The organism is uncultured Pseudokineococcus sp., assembly GCF_947499845.1.
GTDB lineage: Bacteria > Actinomycetota > Actinomycetes > Actinomycetales > Quadrisphaeraceae > Pseudokineococcus.
Genome location: NZ_CANMPM010000003.1, coordinates 132347 through 149043, shown reverse-complemented (window position 1 = coordinate 149043; position 16697 = coordinate 132347). Strand labels below are relative to the sequence as shown.

The following is a 16697-nucleotide window of genomic DNA, read 5'->3' as shown; positions in this document are numbered from 1 at the left end:
CGCCACCCAGCCCGACCGGCGGCTCCGCCACCCAGCCCGACCGGCGGCTCCGCCACCAGGTGGCCGTCCGTCAGGATGGCCCGGTGCCTGACGACGCCCCGACCCCCGACGCCCCGAGCCCCGACCTCGCGACCACCACGGCGGGCGGCCAGGACGTCGTCCTCGGCGTCGACCTGGGCACGACGGCGACGAAGGTCGCCGCCTTCACCCGGGGCGGCGACGCGGTGGCCGAGGCCGAGGTCGAGTACGCGCTCGACGAGCCGGAGCCGGGCTGGGCCGAGCAGGACCCGGCCGCGATCCTCGCCGCGGCGCGCGACGCCGCCCGCGCCGTCGTCCGCCACGCCCTCCGCGACGGCCACCGCGTCCTCGGCATCGGGGTCAGCGGCGCCATGCACAGCGTCATCGGCGTCGACGAGCACGACGAGCCCCTCACGGCGGTCGTCACCTGGGCCGACCGGCGCGCGACGCCGCAGGCCGACCGGATCCGGCGCGGCCCCGGTCCCGGCGTGCACCGGCGCACCGGGACGCCGGTGCACCCCATGTCCCCGCTCGTGAAGCTCGCCTGGTTCGCGGAGGAGCGCCCCGACGTCGCCGCGCGCGCGGCGCACTGGGTGGGCGTCAAGGAGCTGCTCCTGCACGACTGGTCCGGCGAGTGGGTCGTCGACCACTCGATGGCGTCCGGCAACGGCCTGCTCGACCTGGAGGCCCTCGACTGGGACGCCGAGGCCCTCGAGCTGGCCCGCGTGCGCGCCGACCAGCTGCCCCGGCCCGTGCCCGTGACCCACCGCCTCAGGCTGCGGCCCGAGGTGGCGGCCGACCTGGGCCTGGCCGAGGACGTCGCGCTCGTCGTCGGCGGCGGGGACGGGCCGCTCGCCAACCTCGGGGTCGGCGCGGTGCGGCCGGGGGTGGCGAGCGTGTCCATCGGCACGAGCGGCGCGCTGCGCGTCGTCGTCGACCGCCCCGGCGTCGACCCCGCCGGGCGGACCTTCTGCTACGCCCTCACGGACGACCTGTGGGCCGTCGGCGGCGCCATCACCAACGGCGGGGTCGTGCTGCGGTGGGCCGGCGACGCGCTGGCGCCCGACCTGGAGGTGCTGGCGGACGAGATGGGCGACGAGCCCGAGGAGTCGCTCACCGACCTCGCCTCCCAGGCCCCCGCGGGGTCCGAGGGCCTCCTCATGCTCCCCTACCTGCTGAGCGAGCGGGCGCCGTACTGGACCTCCCTGCCGCGGGGGGCCTACGTGGGGCTGCAGCGCCACCACACCCGGGCGCACCTCCTGCGGGCGGCCCTCGAGGGCGTGTGCCAGCAGCTGGCCCTCGTGCTGGCGTCCCTGCGCGAGGCGGGCCACGAGATCCACGAGATGCGGGCGACCGGCGGCTTCGCCCGGTCCGCCGTCTGGCGGCAGATGCTCGCCGACGTCCTCGGCATGCCCGTGTCCTTCCCCAGCGGCACGCAGGGGTCCGGCTACGGCGCGGCCGTCCTCGCGATGACGGCGCTCGGCCTCGTCCCCAGCGTCGAGGTGGCGGCCGACCGCGTGGAGGTCGACCACGTCGTCGAGCCCGACCCGGCGGCCTCGGCCGTCTACGCCCGGCTCCTGCCCGTGCACGCCGGGCTCTACGAGGCGCTGGAGGGCGCCTTCGAGGCGCTGCGCGACCTCGACGACGACCTGCCGCGCGGAGAGCCCGGTGCGGCGCCCGGAGGGGGCCGGCCGGTCGACGGCGAGCCCGGCGGGGGCCTGGCCGAGGACTGACCGGCCGGGCCGCTCAGACGGGGCGGAGGACCTCGTCGACGGCCGCGTGGACGACGTCCGTGGGCACGGGGACGAGCGGGCGCCCGCCCTCCCCGCGACGGGCGCTGCCGAGCCGGTCGAGCAGGACCATGGGGATCACGTCGTCGCCGATGCCCGGCAGGTAGCCGCGCTTGTTGTCGCGCAGCAGCAACCGGTGCACGAGGGCGCGGTCGAGGACCGGCGGGGCGTCGACCCGCACGCCGAGCGGCGCGAGGACCCGCGCGTGCGCGGCGACCGCCGCGTCGTCGAGGAGGCCGAGCCGCGCGGCCACGTCCGCGGCGGCGAGCATCCCCCAGCCGACGGCCGCGCCGTGCGAGAGGGCGCCGCGCGAGGCGAGCTCGACGGCGTGGCCCACGGTGTGGCCGTACTCGAAGACGAGGGCCTCACTGCGCTCGTGCGGGTCCACCCGCAGCGGCCCCGTCTTGGCGTCGACGCCGATCTGCAGCAGGCGCAGCAGGGCGTCCGAGCCCGGGTCTCCGAGGCCGTCGACGGCGGCGAGGTAGTCGTCCTCGCGCTCGGGCAGGACGGCGAGCACGTTCTTCGCCATCTCGGCGGTGCCGGTGAGCACCTGGCGGGCGTCGACGCCGCGCAGCCAGTCGAGGTCGCACCAGACCGACCGGGGGGTCCAGAAGGTGCCCACCATGTTCTTGCCGGCCGAGAGGTTGACGCCCTGCTTGGCCGAGAGGACCGCGTCGAAGGCGGCCACCGGGGTCGTCGGCAGGTGGACGAGCGGCAGGCCGCGGAAGAGCGTGGCGGCCACCATGCCGGCGACGTTGCCGACGAGCCCGCCGCCGAGGGCCAGGACCACCGAGCCGCGGGTGACGCCGGCGGCGACGGCCTCCTCGGCGAGGTGCAGCACCGTCTCGAGGGTCTTGAGCTCCTCGCGGGCGCTCACCGGCAGCGGGTGCACGCTCGCCCGCGGGGAGAGCCCGTCGACGACCCGCTGGGCCAGGTCGGCGGCCACCGCGTCGTGGACGAGGAGCACGCGGTCGGCGCCCGCGACCTCCTGGGCGAGCAGGAGCAGCAGCTCGTCCGTGCACCCGTCGCCGTAGGCGTAGGGGACGACGTCCTCGCCGAGGGCGAAGCTCGTCCGGTGCACCCGGGCGGTGATCGGGTCGGCGGTCGCGCTCATGCAGCTCCTCCAGGTGCCGACGGCGGACCGCCGGCAGTGCGGCTCGGGACGCCCGAGGATACCGGCGGGTAGCCCCGCCCCCGTCGCCGTCACCCCCGGGGGTGGCGCCGGACCGTCCCGGCTCGCCCCCCGGCGGCCGCGCGCGCAGGATCCTGCCGCGGGCCCGGCGCGGGCCCGGGACGAGGAGGCCGACGTGCCGCTGGTGAGGATCGACGTGACGAAGGGGCGCAGCCCGCAGGCCCTGCGCGAGCTCGCGGACGTGGTGCAGGAGGTGCTGGAGGGCGTCTTCGCGGCCCCTCCGCACGACCGCTACCAGGTCGTCACGGAGCACCCGCCCGGCCAGGTGATCTGCGAGGACACCGGGCTGGGCCTGCGCCGCACGGACGACCTCGTGCTGCTCCAGGTGACCCAGCAGGGCCGGTCGGCGGAGCAGAAGAAGGCCCTCTACGCGGCGCTGGCCCAGCGCCTCGAGGAGCGCTGCGGGCTCGCGCCGAGCGACCTCGTCGTCAGCGTCGTCGCCAGCAGCCCCGAGGACTGGTCCTTCGGCATGGGCCGCGCCCAGTTCCTCGAGGGCGACCTCTGACGGCGAGCGCCGTCGTCAGCCCCTCAGCTCCAGCGTGCAGCACTTCACCGAGCCGCCGCCCTTGAGCAGCTCGGACAGGTCGACGGGCACGGGGACGTAGCCCCGCGCGGCCAGCGCGTCGGCGGTGCGGCGCGCGGCCGCGGGCAGGACGACGTGGAGCCCGTCGGAGACGGCGTTGAGCGCCAGCACGGCGGCGTCGTCCTCGTCGACGAGGAGGGCGCCGGGGAAGAGCCGCGCCAGCACCGCGCGGCCCTCGTCGTCGAAGGCCGACGGCGCGTAGGCGACGTCGTCGTCGGCGAGCACGGCGAGGGCCGTGTCGAGGTGGTAGTACCGCGGGTCGACGAGGCGCAGGCCCACCACCTCGGCGCCCAGCACGCGCGCGGCCTCCTCGTGCGCCGCCGGCGCCGTCCGGTAGCCCGTGCCGGCGAGGACGCGGTCGCCGACGACGAGGAAGTCGCCCTCGCCCTCGCCGACGTGCTCGGGGTCGTGGACGTCGACGCCCCGCGAGCGCAGCCAGGCGGCGAAGGCGGGCCCCTCCGCCGCGCGCTCGGGGTGGGCGAAGCGGGCCCCGAGCGCCCGGCCGCCGAGCACGACACCGCCGTTCGCCGCGAAGACCATGTCGGGCTGCCCCGGCAGCGGCGGCACGAGGTCGACCTCGTGCCCGAGGTCGAGGTAGGTGCGCCGCAGCGCCTCCCACTGCGCGACGGCGAGGTCGCGGTCGACCGGGACGCGGACGTCCATCCACGGGTTGATGGCGTACCGCACCTCGAAGTGCTCGGGGCGGCACATCGCGTAGCGCCGCGGCGTGGCCCGCCGGGGCGGGAGGGCGGACGGCGCCGTCTCCGCACGAGGGGCGGGCACGGCGGCGGGCGACGTCGTCGCGGCGGGCGGCGCGGTCGGGCGGGTGGCGGTGGTGTCGCTCACCGGACCTCCAGGGTCGGGGCACGAGGCGTGCGGGGAGGGGCGCCGGTGCGGCCGGCGCCCGCGGGTCGTCAGCGGGCGGTGCGGCGCCGGCGCCGTCCCGTGCTGCGGACGCTACGAGCGGGGAGAGCCACGGCCAAGGCCGTCCGCGTGCGCGCCAGCGGCGATCCGTTGCGCGTCCGTGCGACGATCGGCGATCTGCTGCGCGGCACCGAGGAGGCTGACGAGGCGTGGACGGGCTGGACGAGAGCATCCTGCGGGCGCTGGTGGCCGACGCCCGCGCGACCTTCGCGGAGATCGGCGCCGAGGTCGGCCTGTCGGCCCCCGCCGTGAAGCGCCGGGTCGACCGGCTCGTGGCCACCGGCGCGGTGCGCGGCTTCACCGCCGTCGTCGACCCGGCGGCGCTGGGCTGGGGCACCGAGGCCTACGTCGAGGTGCGCTGCGAGGGCCCCGTCTCGCCCCGGGAGCTGCGACGGCGCCTCGTCGGCATCCCCGAGGTGGTCGAGGCGGTCACGGTCACCGGGCGCGCCGACGCGCTCCTGCACCTGCTGGCGCGCGACGTCCAGCACCTCGAGAGGGCGCTCGAGCGCGTCCGCGACGAGCTCGACGTCGCCGCGACCGAGTCCGTCATCGTCCTGTCGCGGCTGCTCGACCGCGCCCGGCCGGGGCACGCGGGCGGGAGCTGACGCGGGAGCACGCGCGAGGCGCCCGCCGCGCGCCACCATGGGCCCGTGCCCGCCGCGCGACGACGACGCCTCCTCGTGGCCGACCTGGCCGTCAAGGCGGTCGTCCTCGGCCTCCTGGCCCTGGCGCTCGCCGTCCCGGAGTGGGAGCGCTTCTCCGACAAGGCCATGGACGCGCGGGCCGTCGTCTACCCGGTCGGCCTGCTCCTCGTGCCCGCGGCATGGCTGCTCGTCGGCCGCCCGCGCGGCGCGGCGTACCCCCTGCTCGCCGACCTGCTCGTCAGCCTCCCCTGGGCGGTCGACCTGCTCGGCAACGCCCTCGACCTCTTCGACGCCGTCGTGTGGTTCGACGACGCCGCCCACCTCGTCAACTGGGCCCTGCTCGCCGCCGCGCTGGCGCTCGTGCTGCCCCGCGGGCTGCCGCCCGGCGTCCGGGTGCTCCTCGTCGCCGGGTGCGGGTGCCTGGCGGCGCTCGTCTGGGAGGTCGGCGAGTACGCCACCTTCGTCCGCGGCGGCCCCGAGGAGGCGACGGCGTACGCCGACACCCTGGGCGACATGGTGCTCGGCACCCTCGGCGCGCTGCTGGCGGGCGCCGTCGTCACGCGGCGGCGGACGCGCCTCCCCCGCTGATCCGGACGGGCCGCGGACTCCGAGGGCCGGCGCGCCGAGGCCCGAGCACGAGCGCGGACATTGAGGGACGGCGGACGGCGCGTCGGCCCTCGAGGTCCGCGCCCGCCGACGCGGAGACCGAGGGCGCCCTGCCAGGCTGTCCCGTCGTGGACCCCGACCGGCGGACGCCCCGCCTGCTCCTGCGCCGGTGGCGCCCCGAGGACCGCGAGCCCTTCGCCGCGATGGGCGCCGACCCGCGGGTCATGGAGCACTTCCCCGCGCCCCTCGACCGGGCGGCGAGCGACGCCCTGGTCGACCGCGCGGACGCCCACCTCGCCGAGCACGGGTGGGGCCTGTGGGCCCTCGAGGTGGCGGATCCGGCGGCGCCCGACGACGCCGGGCGCTTCGCCGGCTTCACCGGGCTGGCCCGGCCGCGCTTCGAGGCGCACTTCACGCCCTGCGTCGAGGTGGGCTGGCGCCTGCCGGCGTGGGCCTGGGGCCGGGGCTACGCCACCGAGGCGGCGCGCACGGCGCTGCGCGCGGCCTTCGTCGACGTCGGGCTCGAGGAGGTCGTGTCCTTCACGGCCCGGACGAACACCCGCTCGCAGGCCGTCATGGCCCGGCTCGGGATGCGCCACGACCCGGCCGAGGACTTCGAGCACCCGGCCCTCCCGCCCGGGCACCGCCTGCGGCCGCACGTCCTGCACCGCCTCGACGCCGCGACGTGGCGCGCGGGCGCCGTCACGCCGGCGGAGCGCTGATCCCGGCCAGCCGCGCCCGCAGCGGCTCGGGCACGGGCACCGGCTCGCCCGTCGCCGCGTCGACGGCGACGTGCACCCACGTGCCGCGCGCGACGAGGGCGCCGTCGCGCTGGCGGAACAGGCCGAGGTCGTAGGTCATGCTCGAGCGCCCGACGCGGGTGGAGCGCAGCCCGACCTCGAGCACCTCGGGGTAGTGGGCCGAGCGCCGGTAGGTGCACGAGGACTGCACGACGACGGGCCGGAACCCGCCCGCGAGCAGGCCGAGGTCGGCGCCGTCGAGCAGCCAGCCGGTGATGGTCGTGTCCATCGCCGAGTAGTAGACGGTGTTGTTGAGGTGGCCGAAGGCGTCCTCGTCGTTCCACCGCGTGGGGAAGGCGCGCCGGTGCGGGTAGTCCTCCCGCGTCGGGTCGGGCCCGCGCTCGGCGACGGGCTCCCCGGCGCTCACGCGGACGCTCCCGTGCCGGACCGACCGGCCTCCACGAGCGCCACCGCGCCGCCACCGACCCTCGACATCCGCACCGCCCCGTCCTCCTCGACAGCTCCGCGGGCACCGTAGCCGCGACCACCGCCGGAGGGCCTCCGGCGCCCTCGCCCGACGCCGTCGGCCGGCGCGCCGGGTGGGGCCCGCCGCGGGCGGGCGGGGTCACGCCCGCGGCGGGTGCTCGGGGCCGGGGGTCCGAAGGCCCCCCGGCCGAGGGTCAGCGCCGGTCGCTGGACTCGAGGTCGGAGGGCGTGCCGGCCTCCGGCGTGCGGGCGTTCGTGACGGCGACGGGGTCGGCGCTGGGCGCCGTCGTCGTCGGGCCGTGGTCGTCGACCATGGTCCGCTCGTCGAAGGGGTCGTCGCCGGCGAGGACGCGACGCACCCGCTCGCGGTCCAGCGCCTTCGTCCAGTGCCCGATGAGCAGGGTCGCGATGGCGTTGCCGGAGAAGTTGGTCAGCGCGCGCGCCTCGGACATGAAGCGGTCGATGCCGACGATGAGGCCGACGCCGCCGACGAGCTCCGGGCGGTGGCTCTGCAGGCCGCCGGCGAGGGTCGCCAGGCCGGCGCCCGTGACCCCGGCCGCCCCCTTCGACGCGATGATCATGAAGACGAGCAGGGAGACCTGCTCGCCGATGCTGAAGGGCGCCCCGGTCGCCTCGGCGATGAAGAGCGACGCCATCGTCAGGTAGATGGCCGTGCCGTCGAGGTTGAACGAGTAGCCGACGGGGACGGTGATGCCGACGACGGAGCGGTCGACGCCGGCGTGCTCCATCTTGGCGATGAGGCGCGGCAGGGCGGTCTCCGACGACGACGTCGAGACGATGAGCAGCAGCTCCCGGCCCAGGTACCTCAGCAGCGAGAAGACGGACAGGCCCGTGACGACGCGCAGCAGCGTCCCGAGCACGCCGAAGATGAGGATGAGGCAGGTCACGTAGAAGGCGAGCATGACGAGCAGGAGGCCGCGGATGGCGTCCCAGCCGGTCTCGCCCGTGACGCCGGCGATGGCGCCGAAGGCCCCGACCGGCGCGACCCACATGATCATCGCGAGGACCTTGAAGACGACCTTCTGGAAGACCGCGATGCCGCGCAGCGCCGCCTGGCCCGTCGAGCCGAGGGCCTGCACGGCGAAGCCGATGAGGATGGCGACGAAGAGGGTGGACAGCACCGAGTCGCCGGTCAGCGGCGAGACCAGCGTCGTCGGGATGACGGACAGGACGAAGCCGAGCGTCCCGCCCTCGCCCTCCTCGCCGGAGTCCTGGACCTCGTAGCCCGGGTTCGGGTAGTCGATGCCCGCACCGGGCTGGACGATGTTGCCCACGACGAGGCCGATGGCCAGCGCGAAGGTCGACATCCCGAGGAAGTAGACGAGGGCCAGGCCGCCCACCTTGCCGACCTGCGCGGCGGCGCGGATCGACCCGATGCCGAGCACGATGGTGCAGAAGATGACCGGCGAGATCATCATCTTCACGAGGTCCACGAAGCCCGTGCCGATCGGCTTGAGCGCGACGCCCGTCTCCGGGAAGGCGAGGCCCACGGTGGCGCCCAGGACGACGGCCACGATGACCGCGATGTAGAGCCAGTGGGTGCGGTCCCGCCCGGCCGGGGCGGCGGTAGGGGTCTGCTGCCGGTCCACCGGCGGCGGCTGCGTGGCCATGGGTCTCCTCGTCGAGAGCGTCGCCGGCGCGCCGACGCGCGCCGAGCCGGGCGGCAGCCTGCGGCCCGGTGCGCGGCCGGCGCACCCTTGCGTGCCTAGCGTCCGCGGCGGTCCACACTGGCGGCGTGCCGAGCAGCCGCCGGGGGCCCCGCAGCGTCGCGGCGCACCTCATGTGGTGGCAGGTGCTCGTCGTCCTCGTCGTCGTCGCCGTCGGCGCGGTGCTCGCGGGGGTCGACGCGCGTCGCGACGCCGAGCGCAGCGCGGGCGAGCGGGCGTCCGCGGTGGCATACGGTCGCCGACGCCCCGGAGGTGCTGGCCGCCGCGACGGGCGACCTCGACGACGCCGCGCGGACGGCGGCCCTGCAGCCCTTCGCGGAGCGGGTGCGGGCGGAGACCGGGACGTCCTTCGTCGTCGTCATGGCCCCGGACGGCACGCGCTGGACGCACCCCGACCCGGCGCAGGTCGGCCGCACCTACCTCGGCTCGCGCGCCGCGGCCCTGGCCGGCGGCCGGGTCCTCGAGACGTACACGGGGACGCTGGGCCCGTCGGTGCGCGCCGTCGTGCCCGTGCGCGCCGACGGCCCGGACGGCGCGGAGACCGGCCGCGTCGTCGCCCTCGTCTCGTCGGGCATCTCCGTGGCCGCGGTGGGCCGCGAGGTCGCGCGCGACGTGCACGTCGTCGCGGTCGCCGGCGGCGCCGTCCTCGTCCTCGCGCTCGGCGGCTCCTACCTCGTGGCCCGCCGGGCGCGCCGGCTGACGCTGGGCCTGGCGGGGCCGGAGCTCGCGCGGATGTTCACCTACTACGACACGGTGCTCCGGTCGGTGCGCGAGGGGCTCCTGCTCGTCGACGCCGGCGGGAGGGTGCAGCTGGTCAACGCCGAGGCCCGCCGGCTGCTCGACCTGCCGGACGCCGACGACGACGTCGTCGGGCGGCCGGTGGCGCAGCTGCCGCTCCCGGCGGCCCTCGTGCGCCTGCTGACGGCCGACGACGAGGCCGCCGACGAGGTGCTCCTCACGAGCCGGCGCGTGCTCGTCGCGTCCGTCCGCGCGGCGCGCGCCCCGGGAGCCGGCCCGGACGGCGGCGGGGCCGAGGAGGCGGCGGTGGAGGGGACGCCGCACGCCGGCGCCGTCGCCGGGCGGGTCGTCACGCTGCGCGACCGCACCGACCTGCTGGCGCTGACCGACGAGCTCGAGACGACGCGCTCGCTCGCCGAGGCGCTCCGCAGCCAGGCCCACGAGTTCTCCAACCGGCTCCACACGGTCGTGCAGCTCGTCGAGATGGGCCGGGTGGACGAGGCGGTCGACCTCGCCGTCGACGAGCTGGCCGAGGCGCAGGCGCTCACCGACCACGTCGTCGGGGCCGTCGACGAGCCCGTCGTGGCGGCGCTGCTCCTCGGCGCCAGCGCCCGGGCGGGCGAGCGCGGGGTGGAGCTCGTCGTCGCCGCCGGCAGCGCCCTCGACGAGGGCGCGCTGGAGCGCACGGGCACGCCCGTGCGCGACGTGCTCACGGTGCTCGGCAACCTGCTCGACAACGCCGTCGACGCCGCCGCGACGGCGCGGGACGCCTGGGACGGGGACGGTGGCGGGGCCCTCGTCGAGGTCCACCTCGGTCTGGACGCCGAGGGCCTCGCCGTGGAGGTGAGCGACTCCGGCCGCGGGCTGTCCGCCGAGGAGGCCGGGGCCGCCTTCCGGCGCGGCTGGTCCACCAAGGACGACGGGCGGCGCCTGCACGGCCGCGGCCTGGGGCTGGCGCTCGTCGGCCAGACCGTCGAGCGCCTCGGGGGGCGGGTCGAGGTCGACCGCTCGGTGCTCGGCGGCGCCCGCTTCCGCGTGCTGCTGCCGGCGCAGGTGGTCCCCGAGGGACGACGGGCGGCGCTGTGACGACGGCCGGGGGCCCGCGCGACCGCGACCTCGTCGTCCTCGTGGTGGAGGACGAGCCGGTCGCCGCCGCCGCCCACCGGGGGCACGTGGACGCGGTCCCGGGCTTCCGGGCCCTGCCGCCCGCCGCCACGGCCGCCGAGGCGCTGCTGCGGCTGCGCGGCGCGGAGGGCGCGGCCGTCGACCTCGTGCTCCTCGACATGCACCTGCCCGACCGCTCCGGGCTCGACGTCGTCCGCGCCCTGCGCGCGGCGGGGCGGTGGACGGACGTGCTCGCCGTCACCTCGGCGCGGGAGCTGTCGACGGTGCGGGCGGCGACGTCGCTCGGCGTCGTCGGGTACCTGCTCAAGCCCTTCGCCGGGGCGGCGCTGCGGGAGCGGCTGCGGCAGTACGCGGCGGCGCGCGGCCCGGCCGACGCCGACGGCGCGGCGCTCTCGCAGGCGGAGGTCGACCGCCTGCTGTCCGGCCACCTCGTGCCCGGGGACGAGCCGGCCCCCCGCGGGGGCGGGCTGGCGGAGGAGACCCTGGCGGCCGTGGTGGCCGTGCTGAGGGAGGCGCCGTCGTCGGCGGCGGAGGTGGCCACCCGGGTCGGCGTCGGGCGGGTGACGGCGCGCCGCTACCTCGAGCACCTCATGGGCACGGGCGCCGCCGACCGGCGCCCCCGCTACGGCGGGGCGGGCCGCCCGGAGTTGGAGTACCGGTGGACGGCGTCGTGAGGCGACCGGCCGGGCCCCTGTCGGACGGCGAGGGCGTCGGGCGGCCGGGCGCTCAGGACGGGTAGGGGCGCAGGCAGCTGGCGGGCAGCCACCCCGTGACGACGCCCGCCGTCCCTGCGGCGCCCGCGCTGCCGTCGTCGCCGAGCGCGTAGGCGACCCGCGCCTCCCAGGCGCCGCCGTGGTCGCGGCGCCAGCCCGCGACCACGCCGGGCATGGGGTCGGTGTCGGGGATGAGCACCCAGCAGTGCGTGCCGCGCCCGCCGCGCGCCCGCCCCTCCTCCTGCCGCCCCTCGCCCCGGCGCTGGTCCACCACCTGCTCAGCGCTCCCCTCGTGCTCGGCCCCCTCGTGGCCGTCGTGCCGGTCGGCCAGCGAGCGGCGGAAGGCCGCCGCCCTGCTGCTCGACCACCCGCCACCCACGTGAGCAGGTTCGCACAGGTGTTCGAGTGATCGCACGGGCGTCCCCCGGTCGGGCGCCCGCCGCTACGGACGAGGGGTCGACCACCCCGCCAGCAGCGCCTCGACCTCCTCGCGCCGCGGCGCGGACGCCGACGCCCCCGGCCGCTGCACCGACAGCGCGGCGGCCGCCGTCGCGCGGCGCGCGGCGGCGACGAGCCGCTCCTCGTCCGGCGCCCCTCGCCCCTCGACGCCCGCCCGGGCCTCCTCGAGCGCCGCGGCGAGGGCCCCGGCGACGACGTCGCCCGCGCCCGTCGTGTCGACGACGGGCACCGGGAGACCGGGCACGTGGACGCCGCCGTCCGCCCCGCCCCGCACGACCACGAGGGCGCCCGCCGCGCCGAGGGTGACGACCACGCGGGGCACCACCTCGAGCAGGCGGCGCGCCAGGGCGCGGGCGCGCGCGACGACGTCCGCGTCGTCGCCACCGGCCCCGGCCGCTCCGTCGCCGTCCGCCCCGTCGCCGTCCGCCCCGGCCCCGTCCGCCCCGGCCCCGCCCGCCCCGTCCCCGGCGAGGGCCGCGGCCTCGTGCTCGTTGACGAGCAGGACGTCGACGTCGGCGAGGAGCCCGGCGGGCAGGGGCTGCACCGGCGAGGGGTTGAGGACCACGACGACGCCGGCCGCCGAGGCCTCCGACGCCGCGGCGGCCACGGTGGCCGTCGGCACCTCGAGCTGGCACAGCAGGTGGCCGGCGCCGCGCACCGCGGCGAGCTCGGCCGGCGCGAGGTCGACGAGCCCCGCGTTGGCGCCCGGGTCGACGACGATGACGTTCTCGCCGCTCCCGGCGACGGTCACGAAGGCCGTCCCCGTGGGGCGCTCGAGCGCGCGGAGGCGGACCGCGACCCCCGCGGCGGTGAGCGCGTCGCGCAGGCGCCGCCCGGCGGCGTCGTCACCGACCGCTCCGACGAAGGTCGTCGCCGCCCCGCACCGGGCGGCCGCGACGGCCTGGTTGAGCCCCTTGCCGCCGACGTGCTCGGCGCGGGAGCGGGCGAGGACCGTCTCCCCCGGCTGCGGGACGTCGTCGACGCCGAGGACGACGTCGAGGTTCGCGCTGCCCACCACCACGACGCCGCTGCGGTCCGCCACGACGGCCCACCCTGCCGCACCGCGCGCACCACCGGACGGGGCGGCCGCCCGCGCGTCCGGTCACGCATCCCGTCGAGGGCCCTCAGCCCTCCGGCAGGAAGAGGCAGAAGGGGTGGCCCGCCGGGTCGAGGACGACGCGGACGTCCTCCTGCGGCTGGTGCTCGGGCAGCCGGCCGCCGAGGGCGACGGCGCGCTCGGCCGCCGCCGCCAGCGACGCCGCCGGGTCGCCGCCACGGACCTCCACGGCCACGTCGAGGTGCACCTGCACCTGCTGGTCCCCGGGGCCCTGCGGCCAGACGGGCGGCACGTGGTCGCGCTCCAGCTGGAAGGACAGCCCGGTACCGCCGCCGGGCGGGCGGAGCATGACCCACTCCGGCTCCTCCAGCAGGACCTCCCACCCCAGCAGCGCGCGGTAGAACGCCGCGAGGGCGCCCGGGTCGGGGCCGCCCAGGACGGCCGCGGACAGCCGCAGGGGCACGCCGTCCGACCCGGTGCTCACGCGCGCTCCCGGTCGGCCCGCTGCGACGCCCCCTCCGGGTCGCCCCGCACGTGGAGGCGCGCCGGCACGGCGGCGAGGACCGCCCGCAGCGCCTCGTCACCGCCGCGCCAGTCACGGGCCTGGAGCGGGATGCTGAGACCGCGCGCGCTGACGAGCTGGTGGGTGAAGTCGGCGTCGGCGTCGCCGGCCTCCACGAGGCCGACCACCTCGTCCCACCGCACGGTGGTCACCTGCCCGCCCCCGAGGTCGAGCGACGCCCCGCTGCCACCCACGACGAGGCGGGCGCCCCGCGGGACGCCGCGGAGGAGCCGCGGGCGGTGCACCCGTCCCTCGACGACCTCGCCGGAGCCGTCGGCCAGCCGCGGGAGCCCGGGCACCTCCAGGTCGACGCCCTCGGGGACGGCGACGAGCGCCGACCGCTCGAGGTGGCGCGCCGCCTCCCTCACGTCCTCGCCCGTGAGGTCCCGCACCGACGCGAGCAGCTCCTCGGTCGCCTCCGCCGGCCAGCCGAGCACCGCCGCCTCCGCGAGCGCCGACAGCTCGTCGGAGGTCGTGCGCTGGTCCGTCAGGGTCTCCTCCGCGGACTCGACCTCACCGGCGAGCTCGGCGTCGGTGGGCCCCTCGGCCGCGAGCGCCGCGAGCACCTCGCGCAGCACCCCGAAGGCCTCCGTCTCGGCGCCCTCGCGCACCTGCGTGGCGAGCAGCGCGTGCCGGTCGCGGGCCGACAGCCGGTCGAGGGACGAGTCCACGCCGTAGGTGAGCCCCCGGCGGTGCCGCAGCTCCTCCTCCAGCCTGTCCCGCAGGACGTGCAGGGCGACGCCGGCCGCCGGCCCCACGGGCACGAGGCCGCTCACGGCGAGCACCGGGCCGGGCAGCTGCGTCCACCCCGGGAGGGCCACCTGCTCCGGCAGGCCGTCCTCGGCGCCGGGCCGTCGCCCGGCCGGCAGGGGCAGCGACAGCCCCTCCGGCGGCGGGCCGGTGAGCCAGCACGCCGCCGCGCCGCGCACCGCCCAGCGGGCGGACCACGCCCGCACCGCCTCCGCGGAGAGGGCGCCCAGGGCCGGCTCCACCGCGCCCACGAGGCCGGGGCCGCGGTACCCGAACCGCTCCACGAGGAGGGCGCCCACGAGGTCCGGGCCCTCCTCCCGCTCCTCGGCGGCGAGGACCCGGGCCTCCACCGCACGCCGCTCGACCGGCGGGTCGGCGAGCAGGCGGCAGGCCCGCGCGAGGAAGTCGACGACGCGGTCGGGCCGACCGGTCACCGTCAGCTCGGTGGACGCGATCCCCACCGAGGCGTTGCACTCCAGCCTCGGCAGGCGCGCCTCGTGCATGACGAGGTGCTCGAGGAGGTGGGTCGTCCCGCCGCCCGTGAAGGTCTCGTCGCGACGGCCGACGCCGAGGACGAGGCCGGCGGTCAGCGGCCCCGGCGCCTCGCGCCACAGGACGGGGACGCCGTCCACCTCGGACCGGTGCAGGGGCGGCAGCGCTGTCGTCACGGGGTCGACTCTGCCGGAGGAACGGGGCGGACGGGGTCGTGACGGGCGGAGCCGCCCGCCCGACCCGCCGCCGCCCCGGCGAGCGGCTCAGACCTCGTCGCGCCAGGAGTGCTGCGGCTCGTAGCCGAGGAGCTCGCGGGCGGTGCCGATGCCGAGGAGCGTCTCGTGCTCGCCCAGCTCCCCGCGGACCTCCACGCCCGGGAAGACCTCCGCCATGAGGCTCGCGCTGGACCGGGTCATCACCGTGTCCGCGGCGGCGATGATCGCCACGTGGGCGCCGGGGCGCTCGAGCTCGAGGCCCCTGCGCACGGCCTGGGCGCCGTCGCGGGCGTCGATGTAGCCCCACAGGTTCCACTTGCGGCGCATCGGGTCGGTGTCGAAGGAGGGGAACTCCGCGTAGTCGTGCGGCTCCATGACGTTCGAGAAGCGCAGCCCCACCATCGTCAGCTCGGGGTCCCAGCGGCACAGGTGGTGCGCCATCTCCTCCTCGAGCGTCTTGACGAGGGAGTACGTCGACCCGGGGCGGGCGCGGTAGGCCTCGTCGACCGGCGCGTAGGGCGGCGGCTCGTCGAAGGGCAGCCCGAGGACCGTCTCGCTGCTGGCCCAGACCACGTGCCGGACGCCCGCCGCCCGCGCGGCCGTCTGGACGTTCCACGACGCCGTCATGTTGTTCGCGAAGGTCGCCGAGTTGGGCACCCGCCCGGGCGCCGGCACGGCGGCGAGGTGGGCCACGGCGTCCACGCGCCCGCCCCTCTCGTCCGTGCGGCCGGCGACGACCTCGACGACCTGCGCCTGGTCGGTGAGGTCGACCTCGAGCAGGCCCTCGGGCGCGCCGGGGCCGGCCGCGCGGTCGACCGGCAGGACGTCCCAGCCGTGCGCGCGCAGGTCGGCCGTCACGGCGCGGCCGAGCTTGCCGGCGGCGCCGGTGACGACGACGCGGCTCACCGGGCGCTCCCGGAGGGGGCGGACGGCGCGGCGCCGGTGGTGGCGGTGGCGAGGTGGGCGACGGGGGCTGGGTCGCGGGTGGGCATGGCGGCGACCGTGGCACCGCCGGCGACGGCGCGCACCCCGGGACGCCGCGGGCCCGCGACGGCGCGGGTGGAGGCGAGCGGTGGACCGACGGCGCGGCGGACCGCGCCCTCCGTCCACCGCTGGGGCCCACGGCTGGCCGCCCCGACACGGACGGGTGACACTCACGTCACCCGGACGACGCACGACCCCGGCAGGATCTCCGCAGGGTCGGTCGCCGGACCGTCCGCCCCGACGCCCCGCCCCGGAGGTGCCCCGTGCTCGCACGCGTCCGCGTCGTCGTCCCGGACCGCACGGGCTCGCTCGGCGTGCTGACGTCCGCCGTGGGGGCCACGGGCGCCGACGTCGCGGGCCTGCGCGTCCTCGGCAGCGAGGCGGGCCGCGCCACCGACGACCTCCTCGTCGAGGTCCGCGACGAGGACCACCTCGGGCGGCTCGAGCGCCGGCTGGCCGGCACGACCGGCGTGGAGGTCACCGGCGTCCGGGCGCCCGCGCTGCCCGCCGACGGTTCCCCCGAGCTCGGGCTGGTGGCGCAGGTCCTCGCCCGCCCCGAGCACGCCGCGCGCACCCTCGTCGACGGCGCGCCCGCCGCGCTCGACGTCGACTGGGCCGCCGTGGTGCGCCTCGACCGGCACGGGTGCGCCGACGGCGTCGTAGCGGTCACCGACCCCGGGCCCGGCGAGGAGGCCGTCCGCCCGTCCGCGCCCGCGCGCGTCGCCGCCACGACGCTGCCCCGCCCCGACGGCTCGGGCACGTGCGCCGGCGCGGCCCTGCTGCCCGCGGGACGCCGCCGCGTCGGCGTCCTGCTCGTGCGCGAGCGCGGCCTCGGGCTGCACCGCTCGGAGCTGTGGCGCCTCGGGGCCCTCGCCGACGTCCTCGCCGGGCCGCTGGGCCGCCACGCCGAGGGCGCCCTCGCCTGAGGATC

General features: G+C 78.2%; 17 protein-coding genes. 8 read left to right on the top strand and 9 right to left on the bottom strand.

Annotated features, from left to right (window positions below; all coding sequences use genetic code 11):
• The first annotated feature begins 83 nt into the window (after positions 1–83).
• Complete coding sequence (locus Q0789_RS04265; protein WP_298802458.1) at positions 84–1751, top strand: gluconokinase; 1668 nt, start codon at positions 84–86, stop codon at positions 1749–1751.
• A gap of 13 nt (positions 1752–1764) precedes the next feature.
• Here the strand turns inward: Q0789_RS04265 and Q0789_RS04260 are convergent, their stop codons facing one another.
• Positions 1765–2922: an iron-containing alcohol dehydrogenase gene (locus tag Q0789_RS04260; RefSeq protein ID WP_298802456.1), complete on the bottom strand. Its 1158-nt coding sequence runs from the start codon at positions 2920–2922 to the stop codon at positions 1765–1767.
• A gap of 193 nt (positions 2923–3115) precedes the next feature.
• Here Q0789_RS04260 and Q0789_RS04255 point away from each other — a divergent pair, with 193 nt between their 5' ends.
• On the top strand, positions 3116–3505 hold the full coding sequence (locus Q0789_RS04255; RefSeq protein ID WP_298802454.1) for a tautomerase family protein: 390 nt from the start codon (positions 3116–3118) through the stop codon (positions 3503–3505).
• 15 nt (positions 3506–3520) lie between these two features.
• On the opposite strand, the gene ddaH is transcribed toward Q0789_RS04255, so the two are convergent.
• A complete protein-coding gene (gene ddaH / locus Q0789_RS04250; RefSeq protein ID WP_363325927.1) occupies positions 3521–4366 on the bottom strand; it encodes a dimethylargininase in 846 nt (281 codons plus the stop codon).
• A gap of 290 nt (positions 4367–4656) precedes the next feature.
• Between ddaH and Q0789_RS04245 the strand changes: the two genes are divergently transcribed.
• The 3 genes from Q0789_RS04245 (at position 4657) to Q0789_RS04235 (ending at position 6479) form a co-directional block, all read left to right on the top strand.
• Positions 4657–5112: an Lrp/AsnC family transcriptional regulator gene (locus Q0789_RS04245; RefSeq protein WP_298802450.1), complete on the top strand. Its 456-nt coding sequence runs from the start codon at positions 4657–4659 to the stop codon at positions 5110–5112.
• 45 nt (positions 5113–5157) lie between these two features.
• Complete coding sequence (locus Q0789_RS04240) at positions 5158–5739, top strand: hypothetical protein (protein WP_298802448.1); 582 nt, start codon at positions 5158–5160, stop codon at positions 5737–5739.
• Between the two features lie 146 nt (positions 5740–5885).
• Positions 5886–6479, top strand: coding sequence for a GNAT family N-acetyltransferase (locus tag Q0789_RS04235; RefSeq protein ID WP_298802446.1), 594 nt, complete (start codon positions 5886–5888; stop codon positions 6477–6479).
• On the opposite strand, the gene Q0789_RS04230 is transcribed toward Q0789_RS04235, so the two are convergent.
• Together Q0789_RS04230 and Q0789_RS04225 are read right to left on the bottom strand one after the other, a co-directional pair.
• On the bottom strand, positions 6460–6924 hold the full coding sequence (locus tag Q0789_RS04230) for a thioesterase family protein (protein WP_298802444.1): 465 nt from the start codon (positions 6922–6924) through the stop codon (positions 6460–6462). The genes Q0789_RS04235 and Q0789_RS04230 overlap by 20 nt on opposite strands.
• Positions 6925–7177: 253 nt before the next feature.
• A complete protein-coding gene (locus tag Q0789_RS04225) occupies positions 7178–8614 on the bottom strand; it encodes a cation:dicarboxylase symporter family transporter (protein WP_298802442.1) in 1437 nt (478 codons plus the stop codon).
• A gap of 309 nt (positions 8615–8923) precedes the next feature.
• On the opposite strand from Q0789_RS04225, the gene Q0789_RS04220 reads away from it, so the two are divergent.
• Both Q0789_RS04220 and Q0789_RS04215 read left to right on the top strand, forming a co-directional pair.
• Positions 8924–10495, top strand: a complete 1572-nt coding sequence (locus Q0789_RS04220) for an ATP-binding protein (RefSeq protein ID WP_366917629.1) — start codon at positions 8924–8926, stop codon at positions 10493–10495.
• Positions 10492–11208 (top strand): response regulator, encoded by a 717-nt coding sequence (locus tag Q0789_RS04215; protein ID WP_298802440.1) that lies wholly within the window; start codon positions 10492–10494, stop codon positions 11206–11208. The genes Q0789_RS04220 and Q0789_RS04215 overlap by 4 nt, the downstream gene beginning before the upstream one ends.
• A 52-nt stretch (positions 11209–11260) precedes the next feature.
• On the opposite strand, the gene Q0789_RS04210 is transcribed toward Q0789_RS04215, so the two are convergent.
• The 5 genes from Q0789_RS04210 to Q0789_RS04190 form a co-directional block, all read right to left on the bottom strand.
• Positions 11261–11626: a hypothetical protein gene (locus Q0789_RS04210; protein WP_298802438.1), complete on the bottom strand. Its 366-nt coding sequence runs from the start codon at positions 11624–11626 to the stop codon at positions 11261–11263.
• Positions 11627–11689: 63 nt separating this feature from the next.
• Positions 11690–12748 carry a PfkB family carbohydrate kinase gene (locus tag Q0789_RS04205; RefSeq protein WP_298802437.1) on the bottom strand — a complete coding sequence of 353 codons (1059 nt, stop codon included), beginning with the start codon at positions 12746–12748 and terminating at the stop codon, positions 11690–11692.
• Between the two features lie 82 nt (positions 12749–12830).
• Positions 12831–13247, bottom strand: coding sequence for a VOC family protein (locus tag Q0789_RS04200; RefSeq protein ID WP_298802435.1), 417 nt, complete (start codon positions 13245–13247; stop codon positions 12831–12833).
• A complete protein-coding gene (locus Q0789_RS04195; RefSeq protein ID WP_298802433.1) occupies positions 13244–14743 on the bottom strand; it encodes a hypothetical protein in 1500 nt (499 codons plus the stop codon). Before Q0789_RS04195 ends, Q0789_RS04200 begins: the two co-directional genes overlap by 4 nt.
• A gap of 87 nt (positions 14744–14830) precedes the next feature.
• Positions 14831–15688 carry an NAD(P)-dependent oxidoreductase gene (locus Q0789_RS04190; RefSeq protein WP_298802431.1) on the bottom strand — a complete coding sequence of 286 codons (858 nt, stop codon included), beginning with the start codon at positions 15686–15688 and terminating at the stop codon, positions 14831–14833.
• A 341-nt stretch (positions 15689–16029) separates the two neighbouring features.
• Here Q0789_RS04190 and Q0789_RS04185 point away from each other — a divergent pair, with 341 nt between their 5' ends.
• Entirely contained in the window at positions 16030–16692 is a 663-nt protein-coding gene (locus Q0789_RS04185) for a hypothetical protein (RefSeq protein ID WP_298802429.1), read from the top strand.
• Positions 16693–16697 lie beyond the last annotated feature (5 nt).

Coding starts and splice junctions, on each gene's coding strand:
- Q0789_RS04260 (WP_298802456.1), bottom strand. CDS start 2,922: ATGAGCGCGACCGCCGACCCGATCACCGCCCGGGTGCACCGGACGAGC.
- Q0789_RS04225 (WP_298802442.1), bottom strand. CDS start 8,614: ATGGCCACGCAGCCGCCGCCGGTGGACCGGCAGCAGACCCCTACCGCC.